Source organism: Streptomyces sp. TLI_146 (genome assembly GCF_002846415.1).
Lineage (GTDB): Bacteria > Actinomycetota > Actinomycetes > Streptomycetales > Streptomycetaceae > Streptomyces.
The window spans coordinates 8,456,547-8,471,035 of record NZ_PJMX01000001.1 but is presented as its reverse complement, the minus strand read 5'-3'; the positions used below and the strand labels follow the sequence as shown (position 1 = coordinate 8,471,035).

Genomic DNA, 14,489 nt, shown 5'->3' with positions numbered 1-14,489 from the left:
CGGACCGTCTTTCGCGGTCCGGGGCCGGAGGCGCTGTTGGTGTGTTCATCCGGGGAGTCCGTCCCTTACTGACTGTCTGTCATGGTTGCGAGGGGGGTCGCGGCGATCGGGGCCGCATGAAGGGGTGTGGTGGGCCGGTCGGCGCGAGCCGTCCTGCGGCCCACCACACTGTCCTGCGGGTCATGGCCCGGGGATGTCGAGCCGCCAGCCGGGCGCGCAGGTCACAAACACGTCTGATGCGGATGCTTGTTGGGGCAAGCGGGGCCTCGCCGGGCCCCGGTTCTCCTAGGCGACGGTGATGCCCTCGTTGGCTATGTCGCCGGGTTCGACGGCGCGAGTCCAGACGCGAACGTTGTCGATCGCGCCGGCCGCGTTCTCCGTCCAGGCTCCCTTGTAGTGGAGCCGACCGAGCTGCAGCGCGCTGCTGGCCCGCCACGGTGTGGTGAAGGTGGCCGCCTGCTGTGGCTTTCCGTCGACGAACAGCTGAATCGTCTGGTCGGCGGCGTTGTAGACGCCGGTGAGTTTGGTCCAGACGCCGATCTGCGCAGGGTCCGCACTGAGGGATCGGACGATGTCGGTTTCGTCGGTGTCGCTGACGTGCCGGTTGAAGATGAACCTGTCGTAGTACGTGGAGTAGTAGATCTGGAACCCGCTGCCCCGTTCCCCCGCTTGGGATACGAACGTGTAGTTGCGGTCCTTGTTGTCCATCTTCACCCATGCCGAGACGGAGAACGACTTGGTCGTGTCCACTACTGGACCTGCGGTCGCCGCATAGCCGGTTGTCCCGTTCAATCGCAGGGCGCCGCCCACCTTGCCCGGGCTCCCCAACTCGGCCCCACCGGCAACCGTGGCCGACAGTCCGGCTCCGTCGCCCCCGTCGACGTTCGTTGCTCCCGGTGCCTCATCCAGCGAGAAGTAGGCCAATTCCTGTAGGTGGGGAGGGAGTGTGCCCGCTGCGAGCGATGCGGCATCGGCTTGTGTCACCGTGGACTGCACCGCACGCACCTCGTCGATCGTGCCCTGGGCGTTCTCCCGCCAGTCGCTCTCATAGCGCAGCCGGCCGATCTGCAGTCCGCCGCCGGCGCGCCAGGGCGTGGTGAAGGGCACGGAGCTCTGCAACTCGCCGTTGACGAACAACGACAGCGTCCGGGCGACCATGTCGTACGAGCCGGTTAGGTGGGTCCACGTCCCCGGCACCGGAGCCTGATTGCTGATCGCTCGGACGATGTCGGTTCCGTCGGTGTCGCTGACGTGCCGGTTGAAGATGAACCTGTCGTAGTACGTGGAGTAGTAGATCTGGAACCCGCTGGCGCGTTCCCCCGCTTGGGATACGAACGTGTAGTTGCGGTCCTTGTTGTCCATCTTCACCCATGCCGAGACGGAGAACGACTTGGTCGTGTCCACTACTGGACCTGGGGTCGCCGCATAGCCGGTTGTCCCGTTCAATCGCAGGGCGCCGCCCACCTTGCCCGGGCTCCCCAACTCGGCCCCACCGGCAACCGTGGCGACGAAGTTCTCCGTCGTGCCGCCGCGGACTCGGCGGGACCCAGTGCTCTCATCGAGCGAGTATTGGGCGATACCGTTGAACGTGCTGCTGTCGAGCCACGGGATGATGTTGTCGGTGCGGGCTGCGAGCGAGTTGGTTCCCTGGCCGAGCTGTCCCAGGCAGTCGGTGTGACTGGCTCGGCTCTGCACGGCCACGATACGGCCGTTGCCGTCCAGGACCGGACCTCCTGCGTCGCCCTTGCAGATCTGTCCGTCCGTCAGGTTCAGGTCGGTAGCCGTGGTACTTGCCTGGTTCACGCTGCTGTGGTGCGGGCTGTCGGGCACCCACTCGGTCTTGGTACGGCCGTATCCCGCAGCGAGCAGTGCGGAGCCGTCGGCGGCGGCACCGCGCGCGAGAACGGCGGGCGTGACACCGGTGACCGGTGCGGCCAACCGGGCAAGTACGAGGTCCCTGTCGGTGCGGGCCGCAAGGTAGTCGATCCTGATCGGCGGCTGCCCGGCGAACGTGGCTGTCGCATCGGGCGGCGGGTCCGCCGGCGTGCTCACCAGCGACGCCGCGCTGCCACTGAAGCACTGCGCGGACGTCAGCAGCCAGGCCTTGTCGACCAGGCTGCCGCTGCAACTGCGGCTGCCCTCGCGGCCGGCTTCCTTGACGTTGACACGGGCGAGCCAAGGGCGGGCCGGATCGCCCGAGAGTACGGACGTGGCGCCGCTCTGCCCGATCCGGATCTCCACCAGCATGTGGTCGCGCTCCTGCGGGTCGTTGGCTTCGCCGACCCCCTGCGAGGTGTTCTTGGGTATCTCGATCTGCTGTGTCGTCTGGTCCGGCGCGGTGAGGGTGACGGAAGCGGCCGCATCTTTGCTGGCCTTGACCAGGTAAACGGAGGGTATTTCCAAAGAGAGATAACCTGTGGGGCCGTTGGTCCGAAAACAGACCCTTGCCCGTGCGCGTGGCCACACTTCCATGAGCCCCGTGGATGTCCCGCACTCGGCGAGCACGATGTGGCCGTCGCCGCGCTTGAGGACGATCCCCTTCTCCTGCCTGATCTTCTCGGCGTCAGGGTAGGCGAAGTCCTCGACCACCGAAGCGGGTTGGGTGTCCGTAGCGGTCGCTCTGCTCGATTCGGGTGCGCGCGAACCGGCGGCAGCGGCGGTCCCGGCCGTGGTCACGCATGCTGCCACCGCCGCGACCACGGCGACGACCTGTCGTGCGAGTTTCATCCGATCTCCTTCGACGAGGGGTGAGTGGATCCTCAATAGGTACGCGGCAGTGCTCCTCGTCCCACCTCCCGGCGGACAGGTGACGCAGCCCCCTGCTGCCCGTGGACGGCAGGACTCGACACGTGCTCGGCGTGGTGTTCGCGCGCAAGCGCGTTCAGAAGATCGACGAGAGTTTCCTGGTGACCGAGGATGCGAGTTCCTCGCCGACGTGAGTGACTTCCTTGACCACGGGGGCGGCCACCTTCTGCCCCAGCGGTTTGAGCCACTTGGACTGTCCCGCCGAGAGGAGGCCCAGGGCCGCGTTTCCGGCGGACTTCAGGAAGGGGCCGCTGGTGAAGCCGTGCTCGATTCCCGTGAACAGGGCGCTCAATGCGCTGGTTCCCGCGGAGACGGCGCCGAAGAACGCGGCGCCCAGGGCCAGCGGGGGGAAGGCGAGGCTGGCGAGGCCGAGGGTGCCGGCGAGGAGCCCCGAGCCGATGCTGATGCAGTTGAAGGCGTCGGCGTACCAGCCGGCGTCCTCCCACCAGTTCTCCCTCTTGGGGCCGGTGCCGTTCTCATTGACCTGGTCGTGGGTCTGGCTGTCGGCCGGGTTCCGGCCGGCGGCTTGGTCCTGGCGGGACTGCTCGGCGGCCTGGCGGGCCTTTTCGGCGTCTTCGGCCTGGCGCTTGAGGGCGGCGGTGGCGCGCGCCTCGCTGGCGGCGTCCGCTGCGGCCTTGGCGTCCTGGCCTGCCGTCAGGGCTGCCTGGCGGGCAGCGACGGCGGACGCCTGGGCGCTGTAGGAGGAGTTCAGGGCGGAGCGGGCCGCGTCGATGGCCTTGTTCGCCGAGTAGTTCGCCGACCGAGCCGCGCCCTGGGCGGCCGCCGCCGCTGTTTTGGCCTGGTTCGCCGATGCCTGGGCGGCGAGGGCGGACGCGTCCGCCTCGTTGGCGAGCTGTTTCGCGTCCACGCCGTACTGGTTTGCTCGGTTCGCCGAGTCCAGGGCGTTGTTCGCCCACTGCTGGGCCTCCGCGGCGGCGTTGCGGGCCTGTGCCGCGGTCTGCGACGCCAGCGCGGCATCGGCTTGTGCCTCCTGGGCGATTTTCGCCGCGACCGCGATCGCCCCGCGGATCGCCGCGACGTGGGTGGCGGCGTCGTGGTCGAGCTGGGCGGTGCTGTACTGCACGACGCCGACGAAGTTCCGCCGCATCCAGGTCGGACCCTCCAGCGCCACCTCGGCGTATGCCCTGGTGTAAGCGCCGGCGGCGTTGAGGAGCACGGCCGCGCTGACCGCGTCGTCCTCTCGGACGGCGGCGGGGTAACTGCGGTCGAAGAAGTCCTGCAGGGCCTGCGGGGTGTCCGCGTCCAGCGCGTCGTCGGCAGCCTTCCTGACGGCCTTGCCGGGTTTGGTGGTCAGGATACGGGCGATCTGGAAGCGGTTGTCTTCCTGCGACGCTTTGATCACACCGCCGGTGACGAAGTCGCCCACCGCTGTGGTGCTGGAGCCTTCCAAGGCGGCCTGAGCGGCCCGCGCGATCACCGGAGTGGATATCTGAGCGAGGTAGAGGACGGTTTCCCGGTCGTCCTGGTGCTGAGCGAGGGCGCGGTCGAGGTCGACCCAGGTCAGGACGTCGACGTCGTCGCCCGCGAGGGCGAACTGGGCGGCCTGACGGGTCCACGCGCCCGTGGAGGTGAGCAGACCGACAGCGGCCTGACGGCCCAGCACGGCGGCCTGGGCCAGGTCGTTGGCCGCCAGTGCCTGCTCGGCTCGGCGGATGACGTCCTTGACGGCCTGGTTCGTGCGCTCGTCCTGTGCCCGCTTGTCCTCGTACGCGGCTCGCTGCTCGTCTTCCAGCCGGGCCAGCAGCCGGGCCTCGTCGATGGCCTGGAGCTTCTCGTGCTCCAGCCGGGCCAGTTCCGCTTCCCGCGCCGCCCGCTCCACCGCGATGGCGTCCTCCACCGCCTTGGTCGCGGTGTTGGCAGCCTCGACGGCCTGGGCCGCGTGGGCCGTGGACCTGTTCGCGAAGTCGATGGCCTGTCCGGCGTACTTCACCGCCTCCTCGGCCGCGTCAGCCGCGCTCTCGGCGTGGGCGGCGGCGGAGTTCGCCGCGTCGCGTGCTGTGCGCGCCGCAGCTGCCGCCGCCGTCGCCAGGGCCTGGGCTGTGGAGGCGGCGTTCGTGGCGCGGTTGGCGGCAGCGGTCGCGATCTCCGCCTGGTGCTTCGCCTCGGCCGCCTCCGACTGGGCAGCCCCGGCCGCGGCGGCGGCCTGCGCGGAGGCTGTGGCGGCGCCGGCGGCGTTGCGTGCGGCGGCGGCGGAAGCGGAGCCGGCGGCCGCGGCCTGCGCCGATGCGGTCTGGGCTTCGTCCGCGGCGCTGGCCGCCGACCGGGCCTGGGCGGCCGCGTTGCGGGCGGCGACCGCGGCTTCCTTTGCCGCCGCGGTCTGCCCGGCGTCCGCGGAGGCCGCGATGGCGGCCTTGTAGGCGCGCGATGCGGCGTTCGCGGCGGTGGCGGCGGCGTGGGAGGCGGCCGTGGACGCCCAGGAGGCGCGGCGGGACGCGGCGACCGCGGCGTTGGAGGCGCTGATGGCGTTGCGGGCGGCGTTCGCCGCGTCCTTGGCAGCGCTGGAGGCCTTACGGGCGGCGGCTGCTGAGCGCTCCACGTCGTCCCGGGCGGCCTCGGCCTCGGATGCGGCTCTCTCCGCTGCCTCCTTGGCCATACGCGCAGAGTTCTGGGCGCGTGCGGACGCCTCGACGGCCAGTCCGGTCTCGGCCTTGGCGCGTATGCCCTCCCGCTGGACGACAGCGACAAGTTCCTCGATCGTGGCCGACTCCTGGTCGCGGGCGCGGGCGATGTGCTGGCCCGTGTCGAGGAAGAACTCGGCGTCCGATGCGGTCCCGTCCAAGGCGCGCGTGGCGTACTTCGTCACTTCGGGGCCCGCGGTGGGCAGCATGCGGGTGATCTGCACCCGCATGTCCTCCAGGTGGGCGGTGAACCGGCCTTCCGTCAGGTAGTCCTCCAGCGCCTGCTGGGTGCCTTCGTCCAGGGCCGCGTTCGCTTCCCGCCGGATGGCTTTGCCGCCGGTACTCGTCAAGGTGGCGGTCGCCACGCGCAGATCTTCCAGGACGGCGGGTCCGAAGCCGTCCCGCAGGAAGTCGGCGATGGCACGGTCACCGCCTGCGAGTGCGGCTCCGGCCTCGCGCCGCAGACCCTTGCCGGAGCGGGCGAGGTAGGCGGTGATGGCGACGCGGTTGTCGTCGGTGGTCGCGCGCGGCAGTGTGTCGACGAGGAAGGACCGCACGTCGGCGTCGCTGCCGCAGAGGGCTTCGGCCGCGGCTGCCTTGACGGCCGCTCCTCCCGTCACCCACGCCTTGACCACGGCGGCCCGGTCGGTGTCCGGGAGGGCGAGCGGGTCGAGCGGCGCGCTCCCGGTGGCGGCGCGCGCCTGGGGTAACGGCAGCAAGGGCGTGGCCGTGACGGCCGCAGTGGCGGCGAGTGCGCCCAGGACCCGTCTGCGGCTCCAGAACGTTGTCTGCATAGGAGTGTTCCCCTGTGGTTTCTGTGTGTGAGGCATGAGCCGTGCCCGGCATACGGAATTCCCGCACAAGCGGGTGGTGTGTGCCGATAGCGCAGGCCCGGATCATTCGATGCCGTGGTGCTTACGTGTGCGTCCGTGCACGCCGAGAAGCCCGACGAAGTTTTCTGTCCTCGCCGCGGCTGTGATGGGTGGGGTGGCTTGTCCGGCCGATCTCCCACGGTTTCAGCGGAATGATTGTCCGTCAATGAAAACGTGACCCGCGTTACGGGAGCGGACAATGCGCATTGTCCGCGGACAATCGCACGGTGCGGTGATGGGCCTGTTCAGCCGCGTGGTGCGGGGGCGGACATTGCGCACTTTGTCGGCGCGCGGGGGAGAGCCTCGCGCCCGTGCGTGGTGAACGCCGCTGCTGCCAGGGCTGCGTGCAACAGCAGCGCGGGGCCCGGCCCCGTTCATCTCCCGGTGGCTATCTCCCGGTATGGCCCATGGAGCCCGCCACCGTCACACATACCCCTTGTCCTGTCCCTGTGCCCCTCGACAGGGTCGACGAGCCGGCGCAGGGCGCCGGCGATCCCGCGCCGCGGGTGCGCCAGTGGAAATGTCAGCGTGGATCGAGGGCGCCAGAAACCCCAGCGTTCGACCGGGGCTACCAGGGCCTGCCCGATGGGCCGGTCGACACGCGGGGGTTTGGCACGCCCATCTGCGGCGTTGTCGTCAGTGGCCGACTCCCCCAAGCTCTCAGCTTCGTTCGAGCAGGGAGGGACCCCCACGCGTCGACGCCCTCCTCCGCCTTGCAGCTGGACGCACCAAACCCCGCTCACCAGCACCTAAAGAGCCCCCGAGGGAGGCCGACGGGACCCGTCGGGCAGGCCCTAGCTGGGCCTGCGCAGCGCGAACTCGTTGCCGTCGGGGTCCAGCATCAGCACCCGGCCGTCCTCGCCACCGTCACCGCGCGTCGCGCCGAGCGCGATCAGGCGCTCGACCTCCGCCTCCCTGTCGGCGTCGGCGGGGAGGGCCAACTCGAGGTACAGCCGGTTCGTGCCGGTCTTCGGCGCCACCGGAGGGCCGCCCCAGGTGATCTTCGTGCCGCCGTCCGGCGACTGGATCGCGGTCTCCTGATCCTGGTCCCACACCAGCGGCCACCCGAGCGCCGCGCTCCAGAAGTAACCGACCTCCTGTGTGCCGTCGCAGGCCAGCGCGCCGATGACACCGGTGTCAGCGAGGAACTTGTTGCCCGCCGCGATGACGCAGAACTCGTTGCCGTCCGGATCGGCGAGCACCACATGCCCCTCTTCGGGGAGTTGGCCGACGTCGATGTGCTTCCCGCCGAGTTCCAGCGCCCGGGCGACCGTCTGCCGCTGGTCCTGCGGTGAGGTGCTCGTCAGGTCGAAGTGGGCCCGGTTCTGGCCGGTCTTCGGCTCCTGGCTCGGCAGGAAGCGGATGCGGTACCCGGCGGCCCCGTCGGCCTCAGGGGGCAGGATCTCGGCGGCGGTATCCGTCCCGTCGGTCCGCTCCCAGCCCAACACCCCGGACCAGAACCCTGCCAGGTCCGACGGCCGGGTGGCGTTGAAGCAGATCGCGAACAGTTGGCTGGTCATACCTGTGCGTCTCCGATCATCGACGGTCGACAGGGTGCCTCGCCCGCCCCGCGCGTGCGCAGCCTAGGGGCGGGCGCACGACACCCGCATCCCTATTTCCGCTGCCACCAGCCGCGCGCCCGGTGCCCTCCGTTCCCCCGGGAAGGGACGGCGAGTTGCCCGCCGGTCCGCTGCGCACTCCCTCCCTGCCGTGATCGGATCGCCCCGTCACCCTCCCAAATCCATTCAAATCCTTGGAGTGTTCGTGGGCTTACGCATAGCGGTCACCGCCGAGCCGATCCCCTCCCATGTGTCCGCGCTGGACTACGTCATCCGCCCCGCCCTCGAACAGGGCCACCGGGTCGTGCTCCACGCCCCTCCCATGTTCCGCCGCGAAGCGCGGCGACGCGGGGTGGAGTTCCGCAGCGCCGGATCGCAGTGGACCGGTGACCCCTTCGTCCAGCGGACGGCGAGCGACATCTGGAAACGCTTCGGGAACACCCCCTTCAACCAGTACGTCTTCGGCCACCTCTGGCCCGAGGAGGCCGAGGCGAAGACCCATGACCTGCTCGCCTCGTGGACCTGGGCACGGCCCGACCTGGTGATCGCCGAATGCAGCGACCTGGGTGCGCAACTCGCGGCCAGGGTGCTGGGGCTGCCCCTGATCGCCGCGGACAACGGCCTGGGCCCGATCCTCCTGGACCTCTGGGACACCGACATAGCGCCCGCGCTGGCTCCCCTCTACAAGCAGCACGAGCAGCGCACCCCCACCCTCCCGCCGATGCTCACCCCGGCGCCGGTCGACTGGTTCTACTGGACACCCCCGCCCTCGGCACGCGCGGTCCGCCGCACCATCGCGCACTTCCGCACCACCCGCCCCAAAGGGCCGGCCCCGTCCGCCGCCCGCCCGCTCGTCTACGTGAGCCTGGGCACGCTGGCCACCGCGATGTCAGGCCTGCGTACCGTCGTCGAGAGCGCGTACCGGGAGATCATGGCCGCGCTCTCCCTGATCGGCTGCGACGCGATCGTGTCCGCGGGCAGCCTCGCGGAACGGCTGCGCAGCGCGGACCCGCGAATCACCGTCGTCGAGCACGTCCCTCAGCCCGCGCTGCTGCACGACGCCGACCTGTTCGTGACGCACGCGGGCCGGGCGTCCCTGCTGGACGCGGTGCAGGGCGCAACGCCCGTCCTGGCCATGGGGGTTCTCGGTGACCAGCCCGCCAACGCCACGGCGTTCGCGCGGCGCGGCCTCGGCCGGGCACTGGGTTTCACCGCGGCCCGTGACGAGATCGCCGACGCCATGGCGGCCGTCCTCGACGACCCGCTGTACGGCGCCGCCATGACCGCCGCCGCCACGGAACTGTCGCAGCTGCCCCCGCTCGACGTCGCAGGGCTGCGGGACGGCCTCACGTGAACGCGGGAGGCTCCGTGTCGGGACCGGTGCCCAGGGGACGGCGGCCACCGCGCGAGGGGCTGGGCGCGGGCGCAGCAGGGCTGCCGGAGCTGGCGCGCCCGCGCTCGTCGGCGGCGCGGCGCTCCTGCGTGCGGGACTGCTCGTCGTCGGTGCGGGGGCCGGTGCCCAGCGGGCGGCGCGTCGTGCTCACGGGGTGAAGTCTTCCAGGGGCTCGGGGCCCAGCACGCCCCGGGCCCGCAGATCATCGACGTCGGGCAGACGGGCCTGGCCCAGGGGGCCGGTGTCCAGGTCGGCCTGTGCGGCAAGCACGCGGGGACGCGGCCCGGCGGGCGGTGCCGGCGGCTCCGGCGTCCGGGGGCCGGTACCGAGGGGGCGACGGGTGGAGGTCACGGCGGGAGTATTCCACCTGCGCTTTTGGCTGCTAATTCGAACACGCGGTCTAATACCGCCATGGCGACGTTTCCCTTCCCCCGTGATCTCGTGACGGCCCAGGTGGCGTGGTACGACGCGTACCGGCGGCTGACCGATCCCGCGCCGGGCGGGACCGCGGCCGCCCGGCGCAGCCTCCAGCGGCTCTCCGTCCTGATCGCCGCCCACCCGTACTGGGGCCCGGAAGGCCCCTCGCCGGCGGCCCGGATGGCGCTGCGCGAGCAGGCACGACGAGAAGCGCGGCCCTGACCGGGCGGGAGCCACGGCCCGCCCGGTGGAGGTGTCTGACACGTGATCGGCGCAGGATTTCGCATTGCCCACACGCGGCCGGGTGGGAGCGGCAGCGAGCCACTCCCACCCAGTCACGTCGGTTCTGTGTCAGTGCGCTACCGAGGTCAGCCCGTCCTCAGCAGGGGCTCAGCCACCACACCCAGCCCCAGGGCGCGTGGCGGTCCTCGCTGTATCCGCCAGGCGAGGTCCAGCCGAGGTTGCCGTTGCTGTCGTAGAACCTGGCGTACAGGGTCGAGCGCTGGTTGTTGATCCAGGATCCGGTCCCGGACCAGTAGATACGGTTCAGGTGGTTGCACGTGAAGAGGATCATCTCGTCACCCGTGAAGTCCTCGCCGCTGTAGGCACACACGTAGGTGTACGCACAGTTGACCGCCGCACCGCTGGGGGCGTTCTGTACGGCCAGGTCGCGGGCTCGTTGCTCCCCCGGCAGGGCGAGCAACAGAACACCGTTGTCCAGGGCGATCTTGTTGGCGCCGATCTGGGCGCCGTGGGTCTTCGCGAGGTAGCCGTCGACCCGATCCTGGAGTGCCTTCGCCTGCGGGCCGCTCAGCCCGGCACTTCTGGCCTGCGCCGAGAAGTCCGTGTGTCCGCCATTCGCGGCTCCTCCAGCCGCGTCGGCGGCACTGGGGGCGACCACCAGCGCGAGGATGGCCATGACCAGCGCTGCCAATGCCTTACGTATACGCATATGTGCTCCTTCCGATGTTCGGAGTCGCCCGAATCCGCAGAGGCGACCGGGAGTACGTCGTCGTGCGGCAACGCGCCCGGGCCCAGCTACGGCCCGGTTCGTCGTTGGGTACTTCGTCCACGAGGAGCCTTCCTCAAGGAGGAATTGGCCGCCATCAGCCGACCGCAACGACGCAGGTCAGCGCGGACAAGAGAGCGGACAAGGGGGTTGTCCGCCGGACAACCCCCGCGTCGGTCGGCCGGTCTCGGGCGCGCCCTGCCCGGCTGCCCCGCCGGCCCGCGTAGGCACGGGCACGGCCGGGGCCGGGGTGGGCCAGGAACAAGCCGCGAGCTGACGGCCCGCCCTGCTGGACTCCGCCGGCGGGGCGGTGACACACCGGCCGTCAGATCACGGCTGGGTCCCATTCGGCAATGGGGCGAACGGGTTGTTGCAGCCGCCGCGGTCGCCGTCCCAGTCCTGACCGCCATACCAGTGCAACGTGGCCCACTGGGTGCAGCCGCTGAAGTTGATCTCCGCACCGGCACGCCAGGCGTCAGGGTTCGGCGCTCCGTGGGTCCACTGGGACGGCTCGTAGGACCACTGGCTGTAGCTCGTGTTGACGTTGGCGAAGGCCAGGAGCGGCCCGTAGGGGGAACCAACCTTGAGGGTCGCCGTACCGCCGACCCGGTTGACGAAGTCCTGGTTCCACCACCAGTAGACGCCCACGTGATCGGTGCACTGGTTCCAGTACTGCTGGACCCATCCAGCGGTGATCCAACCCTGCCAGCCGTACGGTGCCTGGTCCCCGATCCAGATCCGCGGGTTGCACGAAGTGGTCAAGCTCGGTTTCGACGTGCTCGTACTCGTACGCGCGATCAGCTGTTGCGCGGGGTGAGCCGTGGCGCCGGTGGCGCTGGTCGTCATGGGGGCGGTGTCGACGGCGGTCGCCGTGGTGGCGGCGCCGAGTGCGGTTCCGCCGGCGAGAGCGAGCACGGCGGCGAACGTGGCGATGGTGCGGCGGAGCTTGCGTGCTCTAGGCAGTACGGACACGGTTTCCCCTCGTCTCGTGTTGCCGGTGCGTGCGCACCGGCAACGACTGCCGAACGACTGATTGCTGTTCCATGCGTCGCGCCCGAACGGGCTGAACGACACGGAGGCTACGCACACGTGACCTTGGTCCGTCCTTGGTTCGTCCTAGCCTTTTCCTGGGCTCGCTGTCGCGTGAGGGGCTGCCGACGGACGTCGATGGTCCGGGCGAGGGATGCCGCAGGGAGCAGGAGAGCCGCGCGTTCGCGGCCGGACGGTCTGCCGGTTCGCCATCGTGATGATGTGCGCGGAAATGGATTGGCCGCTCGCGGCTCGGGCTTTGCGTGGCGGGACATCCCCGTCACAGGTACTCGAAGTAGCGGGTCCACCAGGTGGCGCGGCCCTGGTGCGGGCCGTAGCTGATGTGGGAGAACCCTTCGTCGGCGAGCCGGGTCACGCCGTCGTAGGGCCGGTGGAGCAGTGCTGGCCGGACCAGCGTGTAGCCGAGATCGTGGAGGGCAGTCTCGATGCGGCTGCGGTCAGCTGCGGTCAAAGCGCCTTCCTGAACGGCCTGGTCCAGGTCGTCATGGCTATCGGGCCCCGGAGTGGTCACCACCGCCAGGTTGCCGAAATTGCTCAGCCGTACGCCCAGGGGCACGTCAGCCTCGGTCGCCTCGGCCGGTAGGGCGATCCGGAAGTAGAAACTGGCGTCCTGGACTTGGTCGTCGAGTGCGCAAGCCCGCCTGAAGTCGCGGGTCAGGCGGTCTTCGAGCCGGGTTGCCTGCGCCTTGGCCAGTGAGTAGTCGAAGCCGTCGGGGAACTCCAGGTGATCCGGTCCCGGCAGCTGGTCCAGAGTCCGGAGTAGGGCCAGGGTCTGCTCGTCCTCGTTCACCGCCCCAGCTTACGAAGGCCCTGGTGGGGGCCGTGCAACGGGCCGTACTCGACGTTCGATGGCACCAACACGCTGCTCACCAAAGCTCAGTGACGACGATCAAGGCCCCCAGTCGCATGAGGCAGCGGTGCCGGGGCTACCGAACAGCGGTTGATCATCTCGTCCGGGTGGGTGCGGCAGGGCCACCCTGCTGACGGTGCCGGCCTCTACGGTGACAGGCATGGACAAGAACCAACGGCTGAGCGAGTTCCTGCGGGCCCGGCGCGCGCTGGTGCGCCCCGAGGACCACGGGATGCCCGCGGGGAAACGCCGTACCCCTGGTCTGCGCCGGGAGGAGGCCGCCGTCCTCGCCGGAGTGAGCACCGACTACTACGTGCGGTTGGAACAGGGACGCGAACGCAATCCCTCACCCCAGGTCCAAAGGGCACTGGCGGCCGCACTCCTGCTGGAGGACGAGGAAGCCGCCCACCTGCGCGCCCTCATCGATCCACCCCAGCACGGGCGGCCCCCGGCCGCCGCCCGGGAATACGCCGGCCCGCACCTGGTGTCCTTGCTGGACGCCTGGGCGGACACACCGGCTCTGGTCTACGGCCGCTACCTCGACCTGCTGGCCGTCAACGCCCTCGGCGAGGCGCTGTTCTCCTGGCTCGGCAACGAGACGAGCCTGATCACAGCGATGTTCCTCAACCCCGCCGCACAGGATTTCTACCGCGACTGGGCTGTTGTGGCGCAGGGGTGCGTGGCCGCACTGCGGGCCGCGAATCCCGACCCGGACGACCCGCGGCTGCAGGACCTGGTGGGTGAACTCTGCGTGCGTGACCGCGACTTCGCACGCATGTGGGCGCGCCACGAAGTGCGGGCCAAAACGGCCTCGGCCAAACGCTTTCGACACCCCTTGGTCGGCGACCTGACGCTGGACTTCGAGACCTTCTCCGTCAACAGTGCCCCCGGCCAGCACCTGGTGGTCTACCGAGCCGAACCCGGCAGCGCTGCCGAACAGTCGCTGGCCCTGCTGGGCAGCCTCGCCCTCACCGAACTCCCCGACACTCAAGACGAAGGGCAACATCCCGCATGAACTCCGCTGATTCCCCCGTCTGGTTCATCACCGGCTGCTCCTCCGGCCTGGGCCGGGAGTTGGCCCGCGCCGTGCTGGAACACGGATGGCGGGCGGTGGTCACGGCCCGGGATCCCGGCAAGGCCGCCGATGTGATCGCCGGGCACGAGGAGCGCGCCATCGTCCTGACGCTGGACGTCACCGACGCCGAACAGATCGCCCACGCGGTCGCCCAGGCACAGGCCGCTTTCGGACAGATCGACGTACTGGTCAACAACGCGGGCTACGGTACCTCGCCGCCGTCGAGGAGGGCGAGGACGACGAGGTTCGCGCCTTGTTCGACACCAACGTCTTCGGCCTGGTCAACACCACCAGGGCCGCCCTGCCCGGCATGCGAGCCCGTCGCACCGGCCACATCGTGAACATGTCCTCCCTCGGCGGCCTGGTCGGCTTCGGCGCCACCGGTTACTACCACGCCACCAAATTCGCGGTGGAAGGTCTCTCCGAGTCCCTCGCCGCCGAGGTCGCCCCACTCGGCATCAAGGTCACGATCGTCGAACCCGCCGCGTTCCGCACCAACTGGTCCGGGCCCTCGATGCGTCAGTCCGCCGCCACCATCGCCGACTACGCCTCCACTGCGGGCACACGACGCGCGAGCACCCTGGCCACCTACGGCCACCAGCCCGGGGACCCGGCACGCGCAGCCCAAGCCGTCATCGACGCGGTCACCGCCGAAGAACCCCCACTGCGCCTACTGCTGGGCAAGGCCGCATACGACATCGCCACCGCCAAGCTCGACTCCCTCAGGACCGCCTTCGACGGCTGGCGGGAGGTAACTCTCAGCGCCGACTTCCCCTCGAAGCACACCGCAAGCTGACCGCATGCATCACCAACCACCCGG

At 70.2% G+C, this 14,489-nt stretch carries 11 protein-coding genes and 1 pseudogene; 4 read left to right on the top strand and 8 right to left on the bottom strand.

Going from position 1 to position 14,489, the window contains the following annotated elements; all coding sequences use genetic code 11:
* Positions 1-285: 285 nt before the first annotated feature.
* The 3 genes from BX283_RS37670 to BX283_RS37660 all read right to left on the bottom strand — a co-directional run bounded on the left by BX283_RS37670 (position 286) and on the right by BX283_RS37660 (position 7,836).
* Entirely contained in the window at positions 286-2,727 is a 2,442-nt protein-coding gene (locus BX283_RS37670) for a LamG-like jellyroll fold domain-containing protein (RefSeq protein ID WP_101391857.1), read from the bottom strand.
* Positions 2,728-2,881: 154 nt separating this feature from the next.
* Positions 2,882-6,238 (bottom strand): ALF repeat-containing protein, encoded by a 3,357-nt coding sequence (locus tag BX283_RS37665; RefSeq protein WP_101391856.1) that lies wholly within the window; start codon positions 6,236-6,238, stop codon positions 2,882-2,884.
* 872 nt (positions 6,239-7,110) lie between these two features.
* Positions 7,111-7,836 (bottom strand): VOC family protein, encoded by a 726-nt coding sequence (locus BX283_RS37660; protein ID WP_101391855.1) that lies wholly within the window; start codon positions 7,834-7,836, stop codon positions 7,111-7,113.
* A 244-nt stretch (positions 7,837-8,080) separates the two neighbouring features.
* On the opposite strand from BX283_RS37660, the gene BX283_RS37655 reads away from it, so the two are divergent.
* Positions 8,081-9,229: a glycosyltransferase gene (locus BX283_RS37655; RefSeq protein ID WP_101391854.1), complete on the top strand. Its 1,149-nt coding sequence runs from the start codon at positions 8,081-8,083 to the stop codon at positions 9,227-9,229.
* Here the strand turns inward: BX283_RS37655 and BX283_RS37650 are convergent.
* Together BX283_RS37650 and BX283_RS41100 are read right to left on the bottom strand one after the other, a co-directional pair.
* The gene (locus BX283_RS37650; RefSeq protein WP_101391853.1) at positions 9,222-9,419 is read right to left on the bottom strand and encodes a hypothetical protein; all 198 of its coding nucleotides are present in this window, start codon (positions 9,417-9,419) and stop codon (positions 9,222-9,224) included. The genes BX283_RS37655 and BX283_RS37650 overlap by 8 nt on opposite strands.
* Positions 9,416-9,619, bottom strand: coding sequence for a hypothetical protein (locus BX283_RS41100; protein ID WP_143676581.1), 204 nt, complete (start codon positions 9,617-9,619; stop codon positions 9,416-9,418). Before BX283_RS41100 ends, BX283_RS37650 begins: the two co-directional genes overlap by 4 nt.
* A 60-nt stretch (positions 9,620-9,679) precedes the next feature.
* On the opposite strand from BX283_RS41100, the gene BX283_RS37645 reads away from it, so the two are divergent.
* Positions 9,680-9,907 carry a hypothetical protein gene (locus tag BX283_RS37645; protein WP_101391852.1) on the top strand — a complete coding sequence of 76 codons (228 nt, stop codon included), beginning with the start codon at positions 9,680-9,682 and terminating at the stop codon, positions 9,905-9,907.
* Positions 9,908-10,064: 157 nt separating this feature from the next.
* On the opposite strand, the gene BX283_RS37640 is transcribed toward BX283_RS37645, so the two are convergent.
* The 3 genes from BX283_RS37640 to BX283_RS37630 form a co-directional block, all read right to left on the bottom strand.
* On the bottom strand, positions 10,065-10,637 hold the full coding sequence (locus BX283_RS37640; protein WP_143676580.1) for a peptidase inhibitor family I36 protein: 573 nt from the start codon (positions 10,635-10,637) through the stop codon (positions 10,065-10,067).
* 387 nt (positions 10,638-11,024) lie between these two features.
* A complete protein-coding gene (locus BX283_RS37635) occupies positions 11,025-11,666 on the bottom strand; it encodes a hypothetical protein (RefSeq protein ID WP_101391850.1) in 642 nt (213 codons plus the stop codon).
* A gap of 337 nt (positions 11,667-12,003) precedes the next feature.
* Positions 12,004-12,534 carry a hypothetical protein gene (locus tag BX283_RS37630; RefSeq protein ID WP_101391849.1) on the bottom strand — a complete coding sequence of 177 codons (531 nt, stop codon included), beginning with the start codon at positions 12,532-12,534 and terminating at the stop codon, positions 12,004-12,006.
* A 220-nt stretch (positions 12,535-12,754) separates the two neighbouring features.
* On the opposite strand from BX283_RS37630, the gene BX283_RS37625 reads away from it, so the two are divergent.
* Both BX283_RS37625 and BX283_RS42505 read left to right on the top strand, forming a co-directional pair.
* The gene (locus BX283_RS37625; RefSeq protein ID WP_101391848.1) at positions 12,755-13,609 is read left to right on the top strand and encodes a helix-turn-helix domain-containing protein; all 855 of its coding nucleotides are present in this window, start codon (positions 12,755-12,757) and stop codon (positions 13,607-13,609) included.
* A pseudogene (locus BX283_RS42505) lies at positions 13,606-14,465 on the top strand (oxidoreductase). The gene BX283_RS37625 and the pseudogene BX283_RS42505 overlap by 4 nt, the downstream one beginning before the upstream one ends.
* Positions 14,466-14,489 lie beyond the last annotated feature (24 nt).